The organism is Pseudoalteromonas sp. G4 (assembly GCF_028875915.1).
GTDB lineage: Bacteria > Pseudomonadota > Gammaproteobacteria > Enterobacterales > Alteromonadaceae > Pseudoalteromonas.
Genome location: NZ_JAPEHW010000038.1, coordinates 1 through 17,874, shown reverse-complemented (window position 1 = coordinate 17,874; position 17,874 = coordinate 1). Strand labels below are relative to the sequence as shown.

Annotated in this window: 15 protein-coding genes and 1 tRNA gene; 7 read left to right on the top strand and 9 right to left on the bottom strand. The window is 39.1% G+C overall.

Features of this window, described 5'->3' with window-relative positions:
- Positions 1-21 precede the first annotated feature (21 nt).
- From groL to ON073_RS12060, 3 genes are all read left to right on the top strand, one after another.
- Positions 22-1,668 carry a chaperonin GroEL gene (gene groL / locus ON073_RS12070; protein WP_274762128.1) on the top strand — a complete coding sequence of 549 codons (1,647 nt, stop codon included), beginning with the start codon at positions 22-24 and terminating at the stop codon, positions 1,666-1,668.
- 943 nt (positions 1,669-2,611) lie between these two features.
- Positions 2,612-4,273 carry a group II intron reverse transcriptase/maturase gene (gene ltrA / locus ON073_RS12065; protein WP_274762127.1) on the top strand — a complete coding sequence of 554 codons (1,662 nt, stop codon included), beginning with the start codon at positions 2,612-2,614 and terminating at the stop codon, positions 4,271-4,273.
- 514 nt (positions 4,274-4,787) lie between these two features.
- On the top strand, positions 4,788-7,157 hold the full coding sequence (locus ON073_RS12060; RefSeq protein WP_274762126.1) for a histidine kinase dimerization/phosphoacceptor domain -containing protein: 2,370 nt from the start codon (positions 4,788-4,790) through the stop codon (positions 7,155-7,157).
- A 23-nt stretch (positions 7,158-7,180) separates the two neighbouring features.
- Here ON073_RS12060 and ON073_RS12055 read toward each other — a convergent pair whose 3' ends face one another.
- Positions 7,181-9,568 (bottom strand): GGDEF domain-containing response regulator, encoded by a 2,388-nt coding sequence (locus tag ON073_RS12055; protein ID WP_274762125.1) that lies wholly within the window; start codon positions 9,566-9,568, stop codon positions 7,181-7,183.
- Between the two features lie 280 nt (positions 9,569-9,848).
- On the opposite strand from ON073_RS12055, the gene ON073_RS12050 reads away from it, so the two are divergent.
- Positions 9,849-10,343: a DUF3016 domain-containing protein gene (locus tag ON073_RS12050; protein WP_274762124.1), complete on the top strand. Its 495-nt coding sequence runs from the start codon at positions 9,849-9,851 to the stop codon at positions 10,341-10,343.
- Positions 10,344-10,357: 14 nt separating this feature from the next.
- Here the strand turns inward: ON073_RS12050 and ON073_RS12045 are convergent, their stop codons facing one another.
- Together ON073_RS12045 and ON073_RS12040 are read right to left on the bottom strand one after the other, a co-directional pair.
- Entirely contained in the window at positions 10,358-10,666 is a 309-nt protein-coding gene (locus ON073_RS12045) for a hypothetical protein (RefSeq protein ID WP_274762123.1), read from the bottom strand.
- 42 nt (positions 10,667-10,708) lie between these two features.
- Positions 10,709-11,002 (bottom strand): prephenate dehydrogenase, encoded by a 294-nt coding sequence (locus ON073_RS12040; RefSeq protein ID WP_274762122.1) that lies wholly within the window; start codon positions 11,000-11,002, stop codon positions 10,709-10,711.
- Between the two features lie 73 nt (positions 11,003-11,075).
- Here ON073_RS12040 and ON073_RS12035 point away from each other — a divergent pair, with 73 nt between their 5' ends.
- Positions 11,076-11,282, top strand: a complete 207-nt coding sequence (locus ON073_RS12035) for a hypothetical protein (protein ID WP_274762148.1) — start codon at positions 11,076-11,078, stop codon at positions 11,280-11,282.
- Between the two features lie 137 nt (positions 11,283-11,419).
- Here the strand turns inward: ON073_RS12035 and epmB are convergent, their stop codons facing one another.
- Positions 11,420-12,439 (bottom strand): EF-P beta-lysylation protein EpmB, encoded by a 1,020-nt coding sequence (epmB, locus tag ON073_RS12030; protein ID WP_274762121.1) that lies wholly within the window; start codon positions 12,437-12,439, stop codon positions 11,420-11,422.
- 42 nt (positions 12,440-12,481) lie between these two features.
- On the opposite strand from epmB, the gene efp reads away from it, so the two are divergent.
- Together efp and epmA are read left to right on the top strand one after the other, a co-directional pair.
- Positions 12,482-13,051, top strand: coding sequence for an elongation factor P (gene efp / locus ON073_RS12025; protein WP_274762120.1), 570 nt, complete (start codon positions 12,482-12,484; stop codon positions 13,049-13,051).
- A gap of 81 nt (positions 13,052-13,132) precedes the next feature.
- Positions 13,133-14,104, top strand: coding sequence for an elongation factor P--(R)-beta-lysine ligase (epmA, locus tag ON073_RS12020; RefSeq protein WP_274762119.1), 972 nt, complete (start codon positions 13,133-13,135; stop codon positions 14,102-14,104).
- A 19-nt stretch (positions 14,105-14,123) separates the two neighbouring features.
- On the opposite strand, the gene ON073_RS12015 is transcribed toward epmA, so the two are convergent.
- The 5 genes from ON073_RS12015 to ON073_RS11995 all read right to left on the bottom strand — a co-directional run bounded on the left by ON073_RS12015 (position 14,124) and on the right by ON073_RS11995 (position 17,845).
- Entirely contained in the window at positions 14,124-15,344 is a 1,221-nt protein-coding gene (locus ON073_RS12015) for a methyl-accepting chemotaxis protein (protein WP_274762118.1), read from the bottom strand.
- Positions 15,345-15,372: 28 nt separating this feature from the next.
- Positions 15,373-15,885: a hypothetical protein gene (locus ON073_RS12010; RefSeq protein ID WP_274762117.1), complete on the bottom strand. Its 513-nt coding sequence runs from the start codon at positions 15,883-15,885 to the stop codon at positions 15,373-15,375.
- 40 nt (positions 15,886-15,925) lie between these two features.
- Positions 15,926-16,627, bottom strand: a complete 702-nt coding sequence (locus ON073_RS12005; RefSeq protein WP_274762116.1) for a glycerophosphodiester phosphodiesterase — start codon at positions 16,625-16,627, stop codon at positions 15,926-15,928.
- A 162-nt stretch (positions 16,628-16,789) separates the two neighbouring features.
- Positions 16,790-17,662 (bottom strand): DMT family transporter, encoded by an 873-nt coding sequence (locus tag ON073_RS12000; RefSeq protein ID WP_274762115.1) that lies wholly within the window; start codon positions 17,660-17,662, stop codon positions 16,790-16,792.
- A gap of 107 nt (positions 17,663-17,769) precedes the next feature.
- A tRNA-Ala gene (locus ON073_RS11995) sits at positions 17,770-17,845 on the bottom strand.
- Positions 17,846-17,874: the final 29 nt, after the last annotated feature.

Here is a 17,874-nt window from a genome sequence, read left to right as displayed (position 1 = left end):
AGAATTTTAAGGAATTAAATCATGGCAGCAAAAGACGTACGTTTTGCAGGTGATGCTCGCGCTAAAATGCTTGCGGGTGTAAATGTATTAGCAGATGCAGTTAAAGTTACTTTAGGTCCAAAAGGCCGTAACGTTGTTTTAGACAAGTCATTCGGCTCTCCAGTAATCACTAAAGATGGTGTATCAGTTGCGAAAGAAATCGAACTTGAAGACAAGTTCGAAAACATGGGTGCACAAATGGTTAAAGAAGTTGCATCTAAAGCAAATGATGCAGCAGGTGACGGTACAACGACAGCAACTGTACTTGCACAATCAATCGTAAACGAAGGTCTTAAGTCAGTTGCAGCGGGTATGAACCCAATGGACCTTAAGCGCGGTATTGATAAGGCTGTGGCTGCGGCGGTTGAAGAGCTTAAAGCGCTATCTGTTCCGTGTGCAGACACAAAAGCAATTGCACAAGTTGGTACTATTTCAGCTAACTCAGACACAGAAATCGGCGACATCATTGCAAATGCAATGGAGCGCGTTGGTCGTGAGTCAGGTGTTATCACTGTTGAAGACGGTCAAGCACTTGAAAACGAACTAGATGTTGTTGAAGGGATGCAGTTTGACCGCGGTTACTTATCACCATATTTCATCAACAATGCTGAGAAAGGTGTAGTTGAACTAGATAGCCCATTTATTCTACTTGTAGACAAAAAAGTATCTAATATTCGTGAGCTTCTACCAACACTTGAAGCAGTTGCAAAAGCAAGCAAGCCACTACTAATTATTGCTGAAGACCTAGAAGGCGAAGCGCTAGCAACATTAGTTGTTAACAACATGCGCGGTATCGTGAAAGTTGCAGCGGTTAAAGCACCTGGTTTTGGTGACCGTCGTAAAGCAATGTTACAAGACATCGCAATTCTAACTGGCGGCACAGTAATCTCTGAAGAAGTGGGTCTAGACCTAGAAAAAGCACAGCTTGAAGATTTAGGTTCAGCGAAGCGTGTAGTTATCACTAAAGATGACACAACAATTATCGATGGTGTTGGTGAGCAAGGCGCAATTGACGCACGTGTTAACCAAATCAAAGCACAAATCGAAGAAGCAACGTCAGACTACGACAAAGAAAAGCTTCAAGAGCGCCAAGCTAAACTAGCTGGTGGTGTTGCAGTTATCAAAGTAGGTGCTGCGACTGAAGTTGAAATGAAAGAGAAGAAAGACCGCGTAGAAGATGCATTACATGCAACTCGCGCAGCGGTTGAAGAAGGTGTTGTACCAGGTGGTGGTGTTGCACTAGTACGTGTTGCTAGCAAAATCGAAAGCCTAACAGGTGACAACGAAGACCAAAACCACGGTATTAAAGTTGCACTTCGTGCAATGGAAGCGCCACTTCGTCAAATCGTTTCTAACGCAGGTGATGAAGCATCAGTAGTTGTAAACGCGGTTAAAGCAGGTGAAGGTAACTACGGTTATAACGCTGCAACTGGCGAATACAACGATATGATTGAAATGGGTATTCTTGACCCAACAAAAGTAACGCGTTCGGCATTACAATTCGCAGCATCAATTGCTGGTCTTATGATCACTACTGAAGCAATGGTTGCTGAAATTCCTCAAGATGCTCCTGCTGCACCAGATATGGGCGGTATGGGTGGCATGGGTGGCATGGGCGGCATGATGTAGTGCGACGAGAGTCGTGCTGTGCTACCGTAACTTGTTGATATAATAAAATATATTAATGGGTTGTGGTCCTTGCTTTAAAGGTTGGCGAAACCTTTAAAGCCACCTAAGAGCACTTTAGGTTAACACTCTATGTGTATGCTCTAACTGTATAATGATCAGGATGATTGTTTTGTCAGTTAACCTAGCTTCAATCTAAATGAGCCAACTATTAATTTAGTTGGCTTCATTCACTTAGGTTTATTTATAAGCCTATCAATATGCGCAGCGATAGAAGCTGCTTTGATGATTGTCTGGCAAATCGCCAATGATCAGACCTGTTATTCAGCTAACAGTAGCCTAGGGTTAGTGCGTGTGGAGTAATCCGTTCGTGCGAAGCTACCTGACAATGTACCTCTATATCAGCACTAAAACCGTGAGGAATTAGTGGTAATGAGTAATGACAACTCATTACGGGGCTAGGCTAGTTGGTATGGTTAACGTATGTGAACTACTTATAAACACCGTCAACCGCAATAAGCGAAACGTCATTGTAACGCTTAAACCAAAAGGTATGTGATTAGTTACTCCTTTTACATCTGGGAGTACGCTGATATGTGATCACCGGTGGATTTGTAGAACCTAACCCAACTTTGTCATCAAAGTGGAACTCGGTAAGCCCAATAACTTGCCTTTGTGGCAGGCTGATCGTAAGAGAAGCTGTGGAGTTAGTGGGTAAAGGAAGTGAGAAAAAGCGAATGTTAATCTGTAATGGATTAAATAGGGATTCAAAATTTGTCCCAACTGGAAACAGTGCTGACTTCTCACTGGTCTTTAATCGTGTGAAAGCCTGTAAAGCTTTCAATAGTTGCGTTCATCCCATTGGGAGAAAATTATTTTCTCCCAATGGGAGTATATTAATTTTCTTCTTCTAAGCGATGAACAATTAACTTAGGAGAATAGCAAGATGAGTCAAGAACGTAAGTTCGTTGTACCTGCGTTTTCCCACCAAGCAACGAGTTGGCATACCTTAGACTGGTATTCACTTGAACGTAAGGTGAGAGAGCTACAAGTACGGATCGCGAAGGCGACTAAGCAAAAACAATGGCGTAGGGTGAAAGCTCTGCAACGTATGTTGGTGCGCTCGTTTGCGGCTAAATGTTTAGCAGTTAAACGAGTAACTGAAAATCGTGGCAAACGGACTGCTGGTGTCGATGGGGAGTTATGGAGTACACCTGAAAGTAAGTGGCGAGCAGTGTTTCGATTAACGCGCAAAGGCTATAAGCCTAAACCGTTAAAGCGAGTGTATATTCCTAAAGCGAATGGCAAACGCCGTCCACTTGGGATACCGACTATGCTCGACAGAGCAATGCAGGCTTTATACCTGTTAGCGCTAGAGCCTGTGTCGGAAACAACTGCTGATCGAAACAGCTACGGCTTTCGCCCAATGCGCTCAACAGCAGATGCGATTGAGCAATGTTTTGTTAATCTCAGTCGAAAACATTCTGCTAAATGGGTGTTAGAGGGCGATATTAAAGGGTGCTTCGATAACATTAGTCACGACTGGTTACTTACCAACATCCCGTTGGATAAAAAAGTGCTGGGGAAGTGGCTAAAAGCGGGATTCATGGAATCTGGTAAATTGAACTCTACAGATGCTGGAACACCACAGGGAGGGATTATCTCTCCCGTGTTGGCCAATATGGCGCTTGATGGCTTGGAAGCGGTATTAGAATCTCATTTTGGGAAGAAGAATACTAAAGCCAGCTATAAGACCAAGGTCAATTATGTGCGATATGCAGATGACTTTATTATCACAGGGATCTCAAAAGATCTTTTAGAAAATGAAGTTAAACCACTCGTTGAAGTCTTTATGGCGGAAAGAGGGTTAAAGCTATCGCCAGAAAAAACGGTGATTACACATATTGATAAGGGGTTCGACTTTTTAGGGCAAAATTTACGTAAGTACAACGATAAGCTTTTAATTAAGCCGAGTCGCAAAAATCTGCGTAATTTGCTTCATAAGGTCAAAAGCATAGTAACAAGTAACAAAACCGTTACTGCAAGTATGCTGATAGCGCTGCTTAATCCTGTGTTACGGGGCTGGGCTAACTATCACAGACATGTAGTAGCGAAAGAAACTTTTAATTATGTGGATTATCGGGTTTGGAAAATGTTGTGGCAATGGTGTCGTAGACGCCATGCGAATAGACGCAAACGCTGGATTAAAGCAAAGTACTTTAAAACAGTAGGTAAGCGAAATTGGACATTTTCTGGTACGACGATTGATGGCTTTGATAAGCGATTAATCTATACCAATGATACCGTAATAAAGCGACATACTAAGATAAAAGCGGAAGCAACCCCGTATGACTTAGCATTTGAAGAATACTTTGAGCAGCGCCTTGAGCGAGCTTGGCGTGATTCAATGCAAGGTCAACGGAAAGTGCTGATGCTTTGGCTCAGGCAGAAGCATTGTTGTCCGATGTGCCGTCAGAAAATAACCAAAGAAACAGGGTGGAATATCCATCATATTGTGGAAAGGGTCAAAGGCGGTTCGGATGACTTGAGTAACTTAGTTATGTTACACCCCAATTGTCATAGGCAATTGCATGCTAATGGGTACTAAATGGCTGTAGAGGGGTTTATGTAGGTTCATACTTGTTTGCTATTATGAATAGACATAATCCTTTTAAAGTTGTTTAGCGAATGGATCAAATTCAATTACTTGTAGTGGGTTTGTTAGCATTATCTTTCATCATTTTGTTTGGAGGGATTTATTGGGTTATCGATAATCACGAAAAGCAAAAGAGAGGTAATAATATACGTTAATTAGCAACATCTATTTGATGTAGAAAGGTTGTATATATTTTCAAAGTCGCTGGTCTTTACTTCGGTATAGACTTATAAAGGCTTGAGCCGTATGCGGGGAAACTCGCACGTACGGTTCTTAGGGGAGGGGTAGCTAGTAATAGCTGCTCCTTACCCGACATTCATCTCCCAAGTTACCAACTTGTCAAAAAAAGCCAGCACATATTGCTGGCTTTTTTTATATTTAAAAATGATAAAATTGATTTAATTTATAAAGTTACCAATACTTATTAGTTGTACTGCCTTGTAAACGGATACTCAGGAAACGTGGTATGACTAAGACACTTAAAATAAACCTTATACTATTCATTTCTGCGTTATGTAATATTTTTGTCCTTGGCACAACCTTTTATGATGCGCATTCATTAAAGCAAGCGCAGGCAGAGCTATCTCAAACAATTAACCATAATACTGAGTTGTTAATTAAGCTGCATGAACTTGAGCGCACTGTTGGTTACTCAGGGTTTATTCATCACTTCAAAAATTATGTGATACGCCAAAAGCAGCAATATTATCAAGACGCACAAGTCAGCTATACAAAGGCGGTTTTGTTGATTGAGGATATTAGTCAGTTTTCGAAAGATGAAGAGGTTATTGAAAGCTTAAATGTACTTAAAGCTACGCTTATTGAATATAACTTTAATATGGAAACGTACTTTGCTAACTCAGGTCAACTTACGGTAAGAGAGTTTGATGAATTAGTTAAAGTAGATGATTCATTTGCATCAGAAGCCGTCAACAATATCGTTGAGCAAGTATTACCTAAAGTTAGAAGCGTGAATCAAAAATTTCTACAAGATATTGAAACACAATTGATTTATAGCTATTCATTTTCGGTATTGATTTGTGTTGCGATTATTGCGTTTACCGCTTTGATTGTTTGGTATATTAATAAGCTTAATATGTCGGTTGATAAATTTTCAAAACTCTTTGATGCTACTCCTGACGGTATTATTCATGCTGACAATCAAGGCCACATTTTGGCTACTAATAAAGCAGCACAAACCTTATTTGGTTATTCACAAAGCGAATTTAATACGAAGCGTATTGAAGACTTAATGTCGCACTCATTAAATAAAGTACATAAAAAATATCGCAAAGAATTCACCAACCGAACGCAATCTAAAAATATGATGGATCGTCGCAGCGTAATGGGGGTCGACAAATACCAACAAGAGATACCACTGCAAATAGCTATCGGCAGTTTTGCGGCAAATGATGAGTTTCAAAGCATTAGCATTATTCGCGACATGCGAGAAATAACACTTCTTAATCAAGAGCTTGCTTTCTTTACTAATATTCTTAAAGGCCTTTCTTCGTATGTGGCAATAGTAAATGAACAAGGGGATGTGATTACGGCAAACTATGCTTTGCATGAAGGTGAAATTACCTCAAACCTTTTTAATACAAGAGTATGGCTAAGTGATAAGCCAACTTTTAAACGCCTTAAAAATGCGCTTAATAAATTGACAGAAACAGGCGAGGAGCAGCATTTTGATGGACAAATTGAAGTATTAGGAGAAAAGATTGCTGTTGATGTAGTTATTGCAAGGTTAAACGACAATACAGATACAGCGAGTACCTTTATTTGTTCAGCGCATGATATTAGTGAGCGGAAAAGCTTTGAGCAGCAATTGCTAGAAAACCAAGAAAAATTCAAATTAGTGGTAAATCATGTATCTGAAGGCATCATTTTATTTAAAAAAGATGGGCGTATTGACTGGTTAAATGCGAAAGCCATCGATATGTTGGCTCCGTATACTCATGGGCAAAGTCCTTGCAACTTTATAGAGGTGTTTGCAGAGCAAGATCAGCAAGAAATTAGCAAACAAGTCGATGAGTTAACAATTCATAATGCCACTACTAAGCCATTTCAAGCGCTGTTACAGCATAATGAGCACGCATTACCTGTTGAGCTATGCATTACTCGTTATGTCGACAATCTTGAAGTCAATTATTTAGCGACTGTATCAGATGTATCAAAATTGCTTGCTGCGAATGATAGTTTGTCTTCCATGCTGGAAGAAAAAAGCATGTTACTGAATGAAATACATCACCGTGTTAAAAATAACTTACAGGTAATAATGAGCTTGCTGAAGTTACAGCAGCAGCATGTGCCTGAGAGTGCTGGGGCTGAACTATTGGCTTGTCAGCAGCGCATACGGTCGGTTGCGTTAGTACATCAATTACTATACGAGCAAGAAGATAGCTCGAAAATAAACTTTGTAGAGTACATATCCAAATTAGCCCAGTTAATCTTGCTGGATGGTATTAATCATGTGCCATATAAAGTTGAGTTAGCGCTTCCTACCACGCCCACGTTTTTACCGATTAATATGATGATCCCAATTGGTTTTGTAATCAATGAAATACTAACCAATATTCAAAAGCATGCATTTCCAAATAAAAATGAAGGCGGCCTTGTAACAATTAGTGCAAATGTGTCTGAAAATGAATTGGTGTTATCAATTAAAGACAATGGTGTGGGATTTGAGCTGACTGAGTTTAATAACGCCAACTCCCTAGGGCATACCCTCATCCATTTATTTACTAAGCAGGCAAATGGTAAAATAGAAGTGGAAAGTGAGATAGGTGGATACTCTCATTTTCAATTTAAGTTTGACTTGTCACACATTAATTAGTGTTCTAAGCGATATTTAAGATGCTACTCAAAAGTTAATACTCGCTCTTCAAATAGCTCTATAAACGATGCAAGAGACAAAGGCTTAGCATGGTAGAAACCTTGTTGATAAATTTCAGAATCCTTTGCAAAATAATGACTTTGTTTTTCAGATTCAATACCTTCTACCACAACTTTATAGCCAAGAGACTTGCTCAGATTAATCATATGCTCGCACACTTTTTTGGCTTTGCTGTCTTCAGGAATTCCATCAATAAACACTTTATCAATTTTTAAAATATCTAATTCAAACTGCTGCAGTAATTCAAGCGATGAATAACCTCTACCAAAGTCATCAAGGGCGATTGAAAAACCAATCTTTCTTAATTGTCTAATGGTTTCGCGTGCAGGTGAGTCAGCTAACGCTGTTTCGGTTATTTCTAGCGTGATATGGCTTGCAGCAATCTGATTGCTCGTAATTATTTCTTTGAATCGAGTGGGTAATGATGGGTTAGAAAGTTGTTTGGCTGACAAATTGAGTCCAAGCTTAATATTTTTGTGACTTTTGCCGTGTATTTCCCGAACTGCATCACAGGTTTTTTGCAGCATTAACTCGCCTAAAGGGAAAATTAACCAACTTGCTTCTGCAACAGGAATAAAGTCACTGGGTGAAATAAAGCCGGTTGCTTTATCACGCCAACGACATAAGCCTTCAGCACTGGTGATTTGACCTTGATGATCAAAAATAGGCTGAAACCAAAGTTCTAAAATATCGTTTTCTATCGCTTGTTTTAAGCCTTGTTCCAAAAAAAGTTGATACTGAGCGGAACACCCCATATCGTCTTGATAAAATTTAAATTCGTTTTTACCATTATTTTTGGCTGCATACATTGCAATATCTGCCCGTTTCATCAGATCTGCGGTATCTTTAATACTGTCATCCCACTGTGCAATACCAATCGAGCAAGTAAGTGAAATAGACACATCTTGCCCTTTAAAAGGCTCTGCAATTGCGTGATTTATTGATTCTGCAATACGCGTAACATCTTGTCTTGATAATTGACCATCGAGCATTAATACAAATTCATCACCACCGTGGCGGATCATAATATCGGATGAGCGAAATAGATGTTTTAAACGCCAGGCAAACTCGGTCAAGATAGCATCACCGTAAGAATGGCCATAAGTATCATTTATCAGTTTAAACGAGTCTAAATCTATAAACATTAAAGTAAATTTACCGGAGTCAAAAAACTCGTGAGGATTAGCAAATGCACGGTTCATATAGGTGCGGTTATACATACCCGTGAGTTCATCACGGTAAGCTTGGTATTGTAATTTTCGTTCGGCCATTTTGAGTTCGGATATATCTGTCACTATCATAACCAGCTCATCATTTTGGTCATGATGTGTGATTAAGCGACCATTTACTAATGCATAAAATAATTCACCTGACGCTGTTTTAAAGGTTTCTTCTCTCTGGGAGCAAAGCTCATCAAGGGGAATGCTATGGCTTTCGTCAGCACGCTCTCGCTTAATTATATTGTGGTAATCTTTTTGAATAATATCTGACAGTTGGTAGCCAATAAGTTTACAAAAAGCAGGATTGGCTTTAGTGATTTTACCTGTTGTATCAAGCACAATTATGCCATCTGCAATATGGCTGAATACCGACTTAGAAATCTTTAATTCGCGAATATAGGATTCTGTTTCAGTCACATCTTTCATTGCGCCGATTGAGGCTTCGCCACTTTGTAGCTTTATATCGCTGGTATATACCTCAAACCAATATTGCTCATTGCTTAGAGGGGAATAAATTCTGATTTTGTAATTAGTCTTTTGCCCGTCTTTTAATAAAGATTCTACTTTCCACTTGTCTTGCTCATGCACCATGCTTAAAAATTCATGAAATGGTAATGGGCTTAAGTGTCCGAAGTACTTTTGCAGCATTTCGGTACCAGTAAAAACAAGGTGTTCGGTTTCTGGGTTATATTCCCATACATTTAAGTTGGCGGCTTCAATAGCAAGTCTTAAACGGGCTTCAGATGAGGTTATTTCATCCTCATATTTAAAGCGATTTAGCGCAGTTTCAATAACCGCTCTTACTTCTCTAAGATTGTAGGGCTTAACAATATAGCCAATAGGATTTGCAGTATTTGCTGAGGCTATAATGTCATCGTTGGCGTAAGCAGTAACATAAATTATGGGAACATTTTTAATTTCGTTGATTTGCTTCGCTGCATTAATACCACTGCCACCAGACTCTAAATTTATATCCATAAGGACAAGATCGGGTTGTTTTTCTTTAAAGAGGGTGATGGCTTCGTTTTCGTTATTAGCAATACCAACTACCTGATAGCCCAAAGATTCAAGCTCAATTTTGAGGCTCAAAGCAACAATCTGCTCGTCTTCAACGATTAATAACGAACTCATAACTATATCCTTTTAATTATCTACAGCAATCGCCGTTATCTGTAATAAAGTGTATTCAATGCGACATAATCTAAAGTTTAGTTGGTTTAATACGTTTCACAAATTAAGCACTTTTTCCTACATGAAAACGATAAAAATGAGATTGTTATGTAATGCTAATTGATTAAAGTTATGAAATTTTGTTTTGTTAAGCGTATATTAATCATCAGGATTGATAATAATTATAAACTGATAAAGCAAGTAGCATTGCGGCACTTGCCAGCTCTCTAGGAGAAAACTTATGAAATTAGTCAACGTACTTTTATTCAGTGTTGTATCAATGTCATCTGTTTCAGCATTTGCAGGTGAGGCAAGTGTTACTTATGGAAAGTTTAACGACTTTACTGATGTAAGAGCCTCTAACGAAACACGAGGTGGATATCATAAGCGCATAGAAAAGCAATTTACTAAGCACTTTCAAAAACTAGCAGAGCAGTTACCAGAAGGGTACAAGTTAGGTGTAACAGTGAATGATATTGACTTGGCTGGCGACGTTCGGTTTGGTGGTGCTAATGAAATTCGTGTTGTAAAACCAATTTATTTTCCAAAAATTAAGTTTAGTTACGCGTTAACTGATGCTAATGGCAAGGTAGTTGATAAAGGCGAGGCTGAATTAAAAGATATGGGTTTTATGGATAAAATCCGCCGCGGTCGTGAAGAAGAGTTTATGCATGAAAAGCGCTTAATTACAGAGTGGTTTGAAAATGAACTTCTACCAATAGTAAATGCTCACTAAGTAAGAAAGCAGCGCTATAATAGCGCTGCTATTTTTTTATAAAGCTTATCAGCTTGTGATTCACTTAAATTTCCAGCTGCTTTTGACTGGCCAATTGTGCTGGTGACACGGATCACATCAGTTTGGATCTGCTTGATTTCTTGCTCAGTTGAAAGTTGAGATTGCTGTTGTTTTTCTCTTGCCAATTTTGAAATATTAACCACGTCTTGACTAAACCCTGTAAGTCCAATGTCACTTTCGACATTGTTATTATTAGGCGTTAGCTTAGATGTTGTTGAAACGGCAATTTCACTCCCTGCTGTAACGGGTGATACGGCAGACATAACAACCTCAAGAAAAACATTACTGTTTAAATTATAGGCTAGTTACTTAAAGCTGGCTAATAACTGATGCAAGTGCTGCATTTTAATCACAACACTTTTTAGTAATGCTTGGTCTATGTCTTCTTGATTTGACAAGACTTCAACCTCACTTGCAACTTCAAGCACATAAGGTTTAAAACGTTTAGCTTCAATAGAAAAGCCACTGTCGTCATTAAATAAGGTTTTAAACTTGCCTTTACCTTGCTGCTGAAGTGCATCTAATTTGCCATCTGCATCAATAGCTTGGCGATATAATACTTTTAGATTGTTATTAAGTTCAGAAATAACCGAATTCATGATAAAAAATTACTAAAGTCTAACTATACTTGGCCGATATAGTAACACAGTTTAATTTACAGGTGAGGTCATGATGAATATATCAGGTGCAAGTTTGCCGACGATGAATAGCAGTGAAAGTGCTGAAGTACTTAGCGCATCACTGGCTAAACGTCAGCAACAGGCAGATGGTAAAGCAGCGCTTGCTCTAATTGAAGCTGCAACGCAAACCATGCAGTCGCTGCCAAGCCCAAGTAAGCCAACTGCAAGCTTAGGTAATAATATTGATGTGTATGTGTAGTGCTAGATTAAGCGCATACGAAGTTTATTATTAAACTAAGATTTATTTTCTAAGCTCCCGAAGTAAAGCCCCAGTATTTTGTGGGGGTTTACTTTTTTTTGTGTGCTTCTTACCATGTATTCGCTTTTAAAAGCGCTTTAATATTGATACATGCCTAAATCAATGGGTGTTTTACTCTTTTCACCCCCAATTTCACGCACTAACTTTGGCACCAAAAAGCCAGGCAATTCGGCTAATAACTGCTGGTGAAGTTTTACCGCTTCATTATCTGACACAGCAAAATGATGTGCCCCTTGCACTTTATCTAATAAGTGTAGGTAATAAGGTAATACATCCGCTTCAAATAGCTTTTCAGATAAAGCAACTTGTGCCAAAGCACTGTCGTTGATGTCTTTCAATAACACCGCTTGATTGAGTAGCGTGTATCCCGCACTTTTTACTGCTTTTAATTTGGTAGTTAATATTTCATCAATCTCATTAGCGTGGTTGATATGAGTAACCAAAATAAGTTTTAAGCGAGTGTGAGTGGGTAAAGTTAAAAAGGCATCTGTAATTCGTGCAGGGATTACCACAGGTAAACGCGAGTGAATACGTAATCGCGTAACGTGTTTAATCGCTTCTAGCTGCTCAACAAACCAAAAGAGCGCTTCATCATTGGCCATGAGTGGGTCACCACCACTGAGTATCACCTCGTTAATTTCAGAGTGCTTTGCAATGTACTCAAGCGCAGTTAACAAACCTTGTTTATTTTGGTGATTATCTTGGTAGGGGAAATGCCTGCGAAAACAATAGCGGCAATTAATTGCGCAGCCACCGCGAAAAATCAGTAACACACGAGATTTATATTTGTGCAATAACCCCGGAGTGCTATTATTCTGCTCTTCAAGTGGGTCATTGGTATACCCTGGATGAGTTTCAAACTCTTGGGCTAATGGTAAAACTTGACGAAGTAGTGGATCGCTAAGGTTTCCTTTTTCCATACGGGCAATAAAAGGAAGCGGTACACGCATTGCAAAAAGTTTGCGTGCGGCAATATCTTCACTGAGATTTTTTGAGTCAATTTCCAGTAACTTAAGCAACGCTTTTGGGTCAGAAACGGCATTTGCTAATTCTTTTTGCCAGTTAGTCTGCAAATTTGCTTCAATTCTTTGTATCATTAGCCGATCAGTTATGTAAAAAATTATTCGATAGAGGAAACGATGGCGAATTATAGCACCAATGAGTTCAAGGGCGGCCTAAAATTTATGTTAGATGGCGAGCCTTGTTCAATTCTTGAAAATGAAGTTGTAAAACCGGGTAAAGGCCAAGCATTTAACCGTGTAAAAGTTCGTAAGCTAATTTCTGGTAAAGTGTTAGAAAAAACATTTAAATCAGGTGAAAGTGTTGAAGCTGCTGACGTAATGGATATCGAATTAGATTACCTATATACAGACGGTGAATTCTGGCACTTCATGAACAATGAAACATTTGAGCAAGTTGCTGCTGACGAAAAAGCAGTTGGCGAAAGCGTTAAATGGTTAGTTGAAAACAACACCTGTACTATCACACTGTGGAACGGTAACCCAATTTCTGTAACACCGCCAAACTTCGTTGAGCTTGAAATCACAGACACAGATCCTGGTCTAAAAGGTGATACTGCAGGTACTGGTGGTAAGCCTGCTACACTAACAACAGGTGCTGTAGTACGTGTTCCTCTATTCGTTCAAATTGGCGAAGTAGTTAAAGTGGATACACGTTCTGGCGAATACGTTGGTCGTGCACAAAAGTAATTTTGATTAAGTATTTAATCAAAGAAAATCCCAGCAAACGCTGGGATTTTTTTGTTTTAGATCTATTTTAGGCGATAAAAAATGAGCATAAACTGGCAACCAAGCGCATCGATTGAAAACTTAAAAGCACGCGCATCTTTGCTAAAAACTATTCGTGATTTTTTTTATGCACGAAATGTGATGGAAGTAGAAACACCAAGCCTTTCACAAGCAAGTGTAACCGATATTCACCTCGCTAGTTTTAGTACCCAGTTTGTTGGTCCAGGCTTTGCTAAAGGGCTACCGCTTTATTTACAAACATCGCCTGAATTTGCCATGAAGCGTTTGCTAGCTGCGGGGTCTGGCGCGATTTTTCAACTGGCAAAAGCCTTTCGCAATGAAGAAGCGGGTCGTCATCACAATCCTGAATTTACCATGCTTGAATGGTATCGCCCCGGGTTTAATGCTGCGCAATTAATGGATGAAATAGATGATTTAATGATTGCGGTAGTGGGTTCAGAAAAAGCAGAGCGTATCTCGTATCAACAAGCATTTATAACGCATTTAGCGTGCGACCCTTTAACAGCATCTATTGAAGAATTATCACAACTTGCTAAGCAACAAGGGTTTGAACATATTGCAGAGCAAGAGAATGACAAAGACACCTTATTGCAGCTGCTATTTTGCATGTGCATTGAACCTAAAATTGGCCAAAAAACGCCTTGTTTTGTTTATCACTTTCCTGCATCTCAAGCGGCACTGGCAAAACTAAACTCGGATGATAACCGCGTTGCAGAACGATTTGAGCTGTACTTTAAAGGTATGGAGTTAGCTAATGGGTTTGATGAACTCACCGAAGCCGATGAGCAGCGCCAACGTTTTATTGATGATAACAACAAGCGTAAAGTGCAGGGTTTGGCTGAAGTAACTGTTGATGAGCGTTTTCTTGCTGCCCTTTCACATGGTTTACCACAATGTTCAGGTGTTGCGTTAGGGGTTGATAGGTTATTAATGTTAGCGCTTAATGCAAAGCGTATTTCTGATGTTATTGCATTTGATGTGGAGAGGGCATAACCCTCTCAGTCAAATCGAATTAAATAAATTGCTCAAGATCTTTTTTAGTGTCTGAGGTTTGGCACTGTAACTCGCGGCTATTTTCATTGGCATTGGCGATATTATCTTTCGCGATATAACCTAGCTCAACAATTTGCTGTACCGATGAATGGGTTTGCTGCTGTGTATGCTCTAATTGATGCACCGCTGCAACAATCTCTTGTAGTTGCGATTGGTTACTCTCTAACTCTTCGGTCATTTGATTAAATACTTCACTGGTGCTGGCGATGGAGCTTTCTGCACTGCTCGATTGCTCAATCAACTGCTCAGTTTCTTTGTTGGTTTCATTAACCAGTGTATTCATTTGATTTATAAAATCATTAATTTGGCGTGTGGCGTCGTTTACTTTTACTGAAAGCGAGCGTACTTCGTCAGCAACAACAGCAAAACCTCGACCAGCTTCTCCAGCGCGTGCAGCTTCAATTGCCGCATTAAGTGCAAGTAAGTTCGTTTGATCCGAAAACTCTTCTACCATGGTGAGAATTTTGCGAATGTTATCTGAGTTCTCTTTTAAACCGCCAACAGTGTCAGCAAAGCTACTTAGTAGCTCTGTCATACGTTGGATTTTGGTAACTAGATTACCAATTTCACTGGCCGAGGTGTGAACTTTACTCAAGTTTTCCACATTTGCATCAAAGGTCATTTGGGTATTTTGCGAAATTTGATTAAGGCTTTGGCTAACTTCTTCGCTGGCGGTAAAAATCGTATTACTAAGTGCTAATTGTTCTTCACCAATGCGGTTGGTTTCAGTCATCGACTTAGTTACATTTTGATTGGTCATTTCAGCAAGCTCTGCTTTTTCATAGACCTGTTTTAATAGCGCTTCTAAACGCGAGACAAAGGTATTGTATTGCTCGCTGAGTTCACGAAATTCATCAAAGGTAAACTGGGGTAAATGGGTTGCTAAATCAGCACCTTTTTCATTGATATCAGTCAGTGTTTTCTTTAAAGCATTGACGGGGCGCACAATTAAAAAATGCATGTAAAAGCAGGTAAAAAAGAAACTGCCAATACTGATTAACGCGATAAGCCAATAGCTCATATCAATATTGCCATTATCAGCTAGTTCTTGATATAGCCAAATTAAAGTAATAACTTGAAAGGCAAAAAGAAAACTTAAATTGCCAAAGATTTTACGGGTTAATGTAAAGAAAAAGGTTTTTTCAATTGTTTCGTATAATTGCATATATAAAGAACTCATTTTTCATGCCTTAAATGACCTTTACCATTTAAAAAAGCTCAATATCATCATCACCTTGTTGTTGTTCTATATGGTGATATATCTCAAGTGCTTGTTGTTTTGTTTTACCTTCCATAATGGCGTCATAAATTTGATGCTCAGACTCCATGGAATAACTATTTTTTAAATGGGTGCGTAGCGCATGCCACTTATCTTCATCGGCTAAGTTTTCACTATCTTGAATTAAATGGCTTAGTTGATCCATTGTTTGCTGAATATGCGATAACTGTTGTGTTAATCGATCATAAAACTGGAAAGCCATAACGCCATTATTCACACTGTGCTGGATCTGTTGGTGCAAGTCATCTAATTTCGACGAAGTGCTTTTTTCATTTTCTAATTGGTTGCAAATAGCGGCAAGATCCTGAAAAACAGTGCTAAGCGATAAAATATCACCATCACTTTGTGTAACGCTTAATGCTAACTGTGTATTGCATAAAAGTAAGAGGCGGGCTGCTTCTTCACGAAAACAAAACAAATTCTGCTGTTCTTTTTGGTCCATTGAATGCCCCTAAATTAACTCTTTATATGAACATCTTGAGTTAAATTGATTTTTGCAAGAGGAGGTTTTGTGCTTTTGATGGGTAGTTTGTAAATATACCATCAATACCAAGCGACATCATGTCCTCAATATCTTCCTGTTTATCTACAGTATAGGCAAAAACTTTAAGGTTTCTCGCTTTTGCATCAGCAACATACTCGTGGTTAATAAAATTTTTATCAACATGAACGCTATAGGCATTTAATCGCTCGGCAAATTCACAATAGCCCAAGGGGATTGAGCTAGTTAATGCGCCAATTTTTACCCAAGGTAAATGCTGTTTGAGCCACTTAAGCTGGTGGTGATCAAAAGAGGAAATTAATAAATTTTCGCGAGAAAGAAATCCTGACTGCACATTTTGCTCTATCAAGGTGACAAATTTATCGAGTGCAAAAGTGTGTTTGAGTTCCAAATTAAGTAAAGTGTTATCGTGAACCCAATGAAATACTTGTTCAAGAGAGGGGACTGATTGACCTTCCCCTGCATCATACTGCTGTACTTCTGCTGTGCTCAGTTTATTTACTTTTCCTTGACCATTGGTGGTGCGATCTAACCAAGTGTCGTGGATAACTACAAATCCATCTAATGTGCTTTGAATATCGATTTCAATGCCATCAACTCCAAGCTCTAAAGCGGCAAGAATAGCTGAACGCGTATTTTCAGGATACAAGCCACTGGCACCTCTGTGGGCAAAAACTTTCATAAACCAAACCCTTCTCACACTTAGTCAAAATCGTGCGCTAGTTTATCTCGCAATTAACTTACCACAGCTTTGAGTATAAGCGGCATAATTACTTTGAAACCAATCAAGATTGATCTCTTTTTGATTCACTATAGTTAACTTCTTAACCCGAGCTCAGGTTAGTTATTTTGTCGCTTTTGCTTGTTTGTTGACTAAGTAAGTTTCAAAAAAAGCGCCACTGATAACTAAAGTACCACCGATTAATGTAGTTAAGGTTATATGTTCATTGAGCAGTAAAAATGCGAAGAAACTAGCATACAGAGGTTGCAAGCAAGAAATTAGCCCTGCTGTTTTAGCGCTTAAATGCCTTAAACTAGCTGCAAAAAACGCATGTGGTGCTGCAGTAAAAACAACCCCAACAAGTAATAATAAATAGAGATCGTTTTCAGCTACTTGATTAATCGGCACTTCAATAAAGGCGCACAGCATAATGCTGGCAACTAGCGCTTGATAAAGCATTGTTTGCGGCCCTGAATAGCCCACAAAGTAGCGCTTTTGCAAAATATTACGAAGCGCAAATAAAAAACCTGAAAACACTCCTGTGACAATGCCTAAAGTTACTTGATTGCCTAAATTTGCCTCGGGCACTAAGAGGTAAATACCGAGTAACACCATAATGGCAATAAATACATCTTGTAGGTGAGGTAGCCGTTTAGAAAACAGAGGCTCCATAAATACCGTCATTACCGGGTAGGTAAAAAATGCGATAATACCAATGGTAATGCCCGCCATTTGCATACCTGCAAAGTAAGTAACCCAGTGTAGACCCACAACAATACCAAGCATTATGGCAATGCCATAATCGCGAAGCTGTCTTAGTCGAATAGCTTGTTTGGTTAATATTAAGAAAGCGGTGAGTGCAACAGCGGCAATGGCGGTGCGATAAACTGTAATGTCGAGTGCATTTAGGCCAATTAATTTAGCAAATAGAGCAGTACCGCCAAACAGTAATACGGCAATGTGTAAAAACGTTAAACTTTGCTTTTCAGGGGACATAATAAGCAGTAAAAATAGGATTTTAGCGCATTATATCAAGATAAATGAAACAAGAGATTTTTATTTGAAATAGTAAATATTGAATTTAAAAATAAGAGGTTGGAAAGTGGTGGAGCTAAGCAGGATCGAACTGCTGACCTCCTGCGTGCAAGGCAGGCGCTCTCCCAGCTGAGCTATAGCCCCACATTCCAAAAAAGGACATTCTAAAGCGT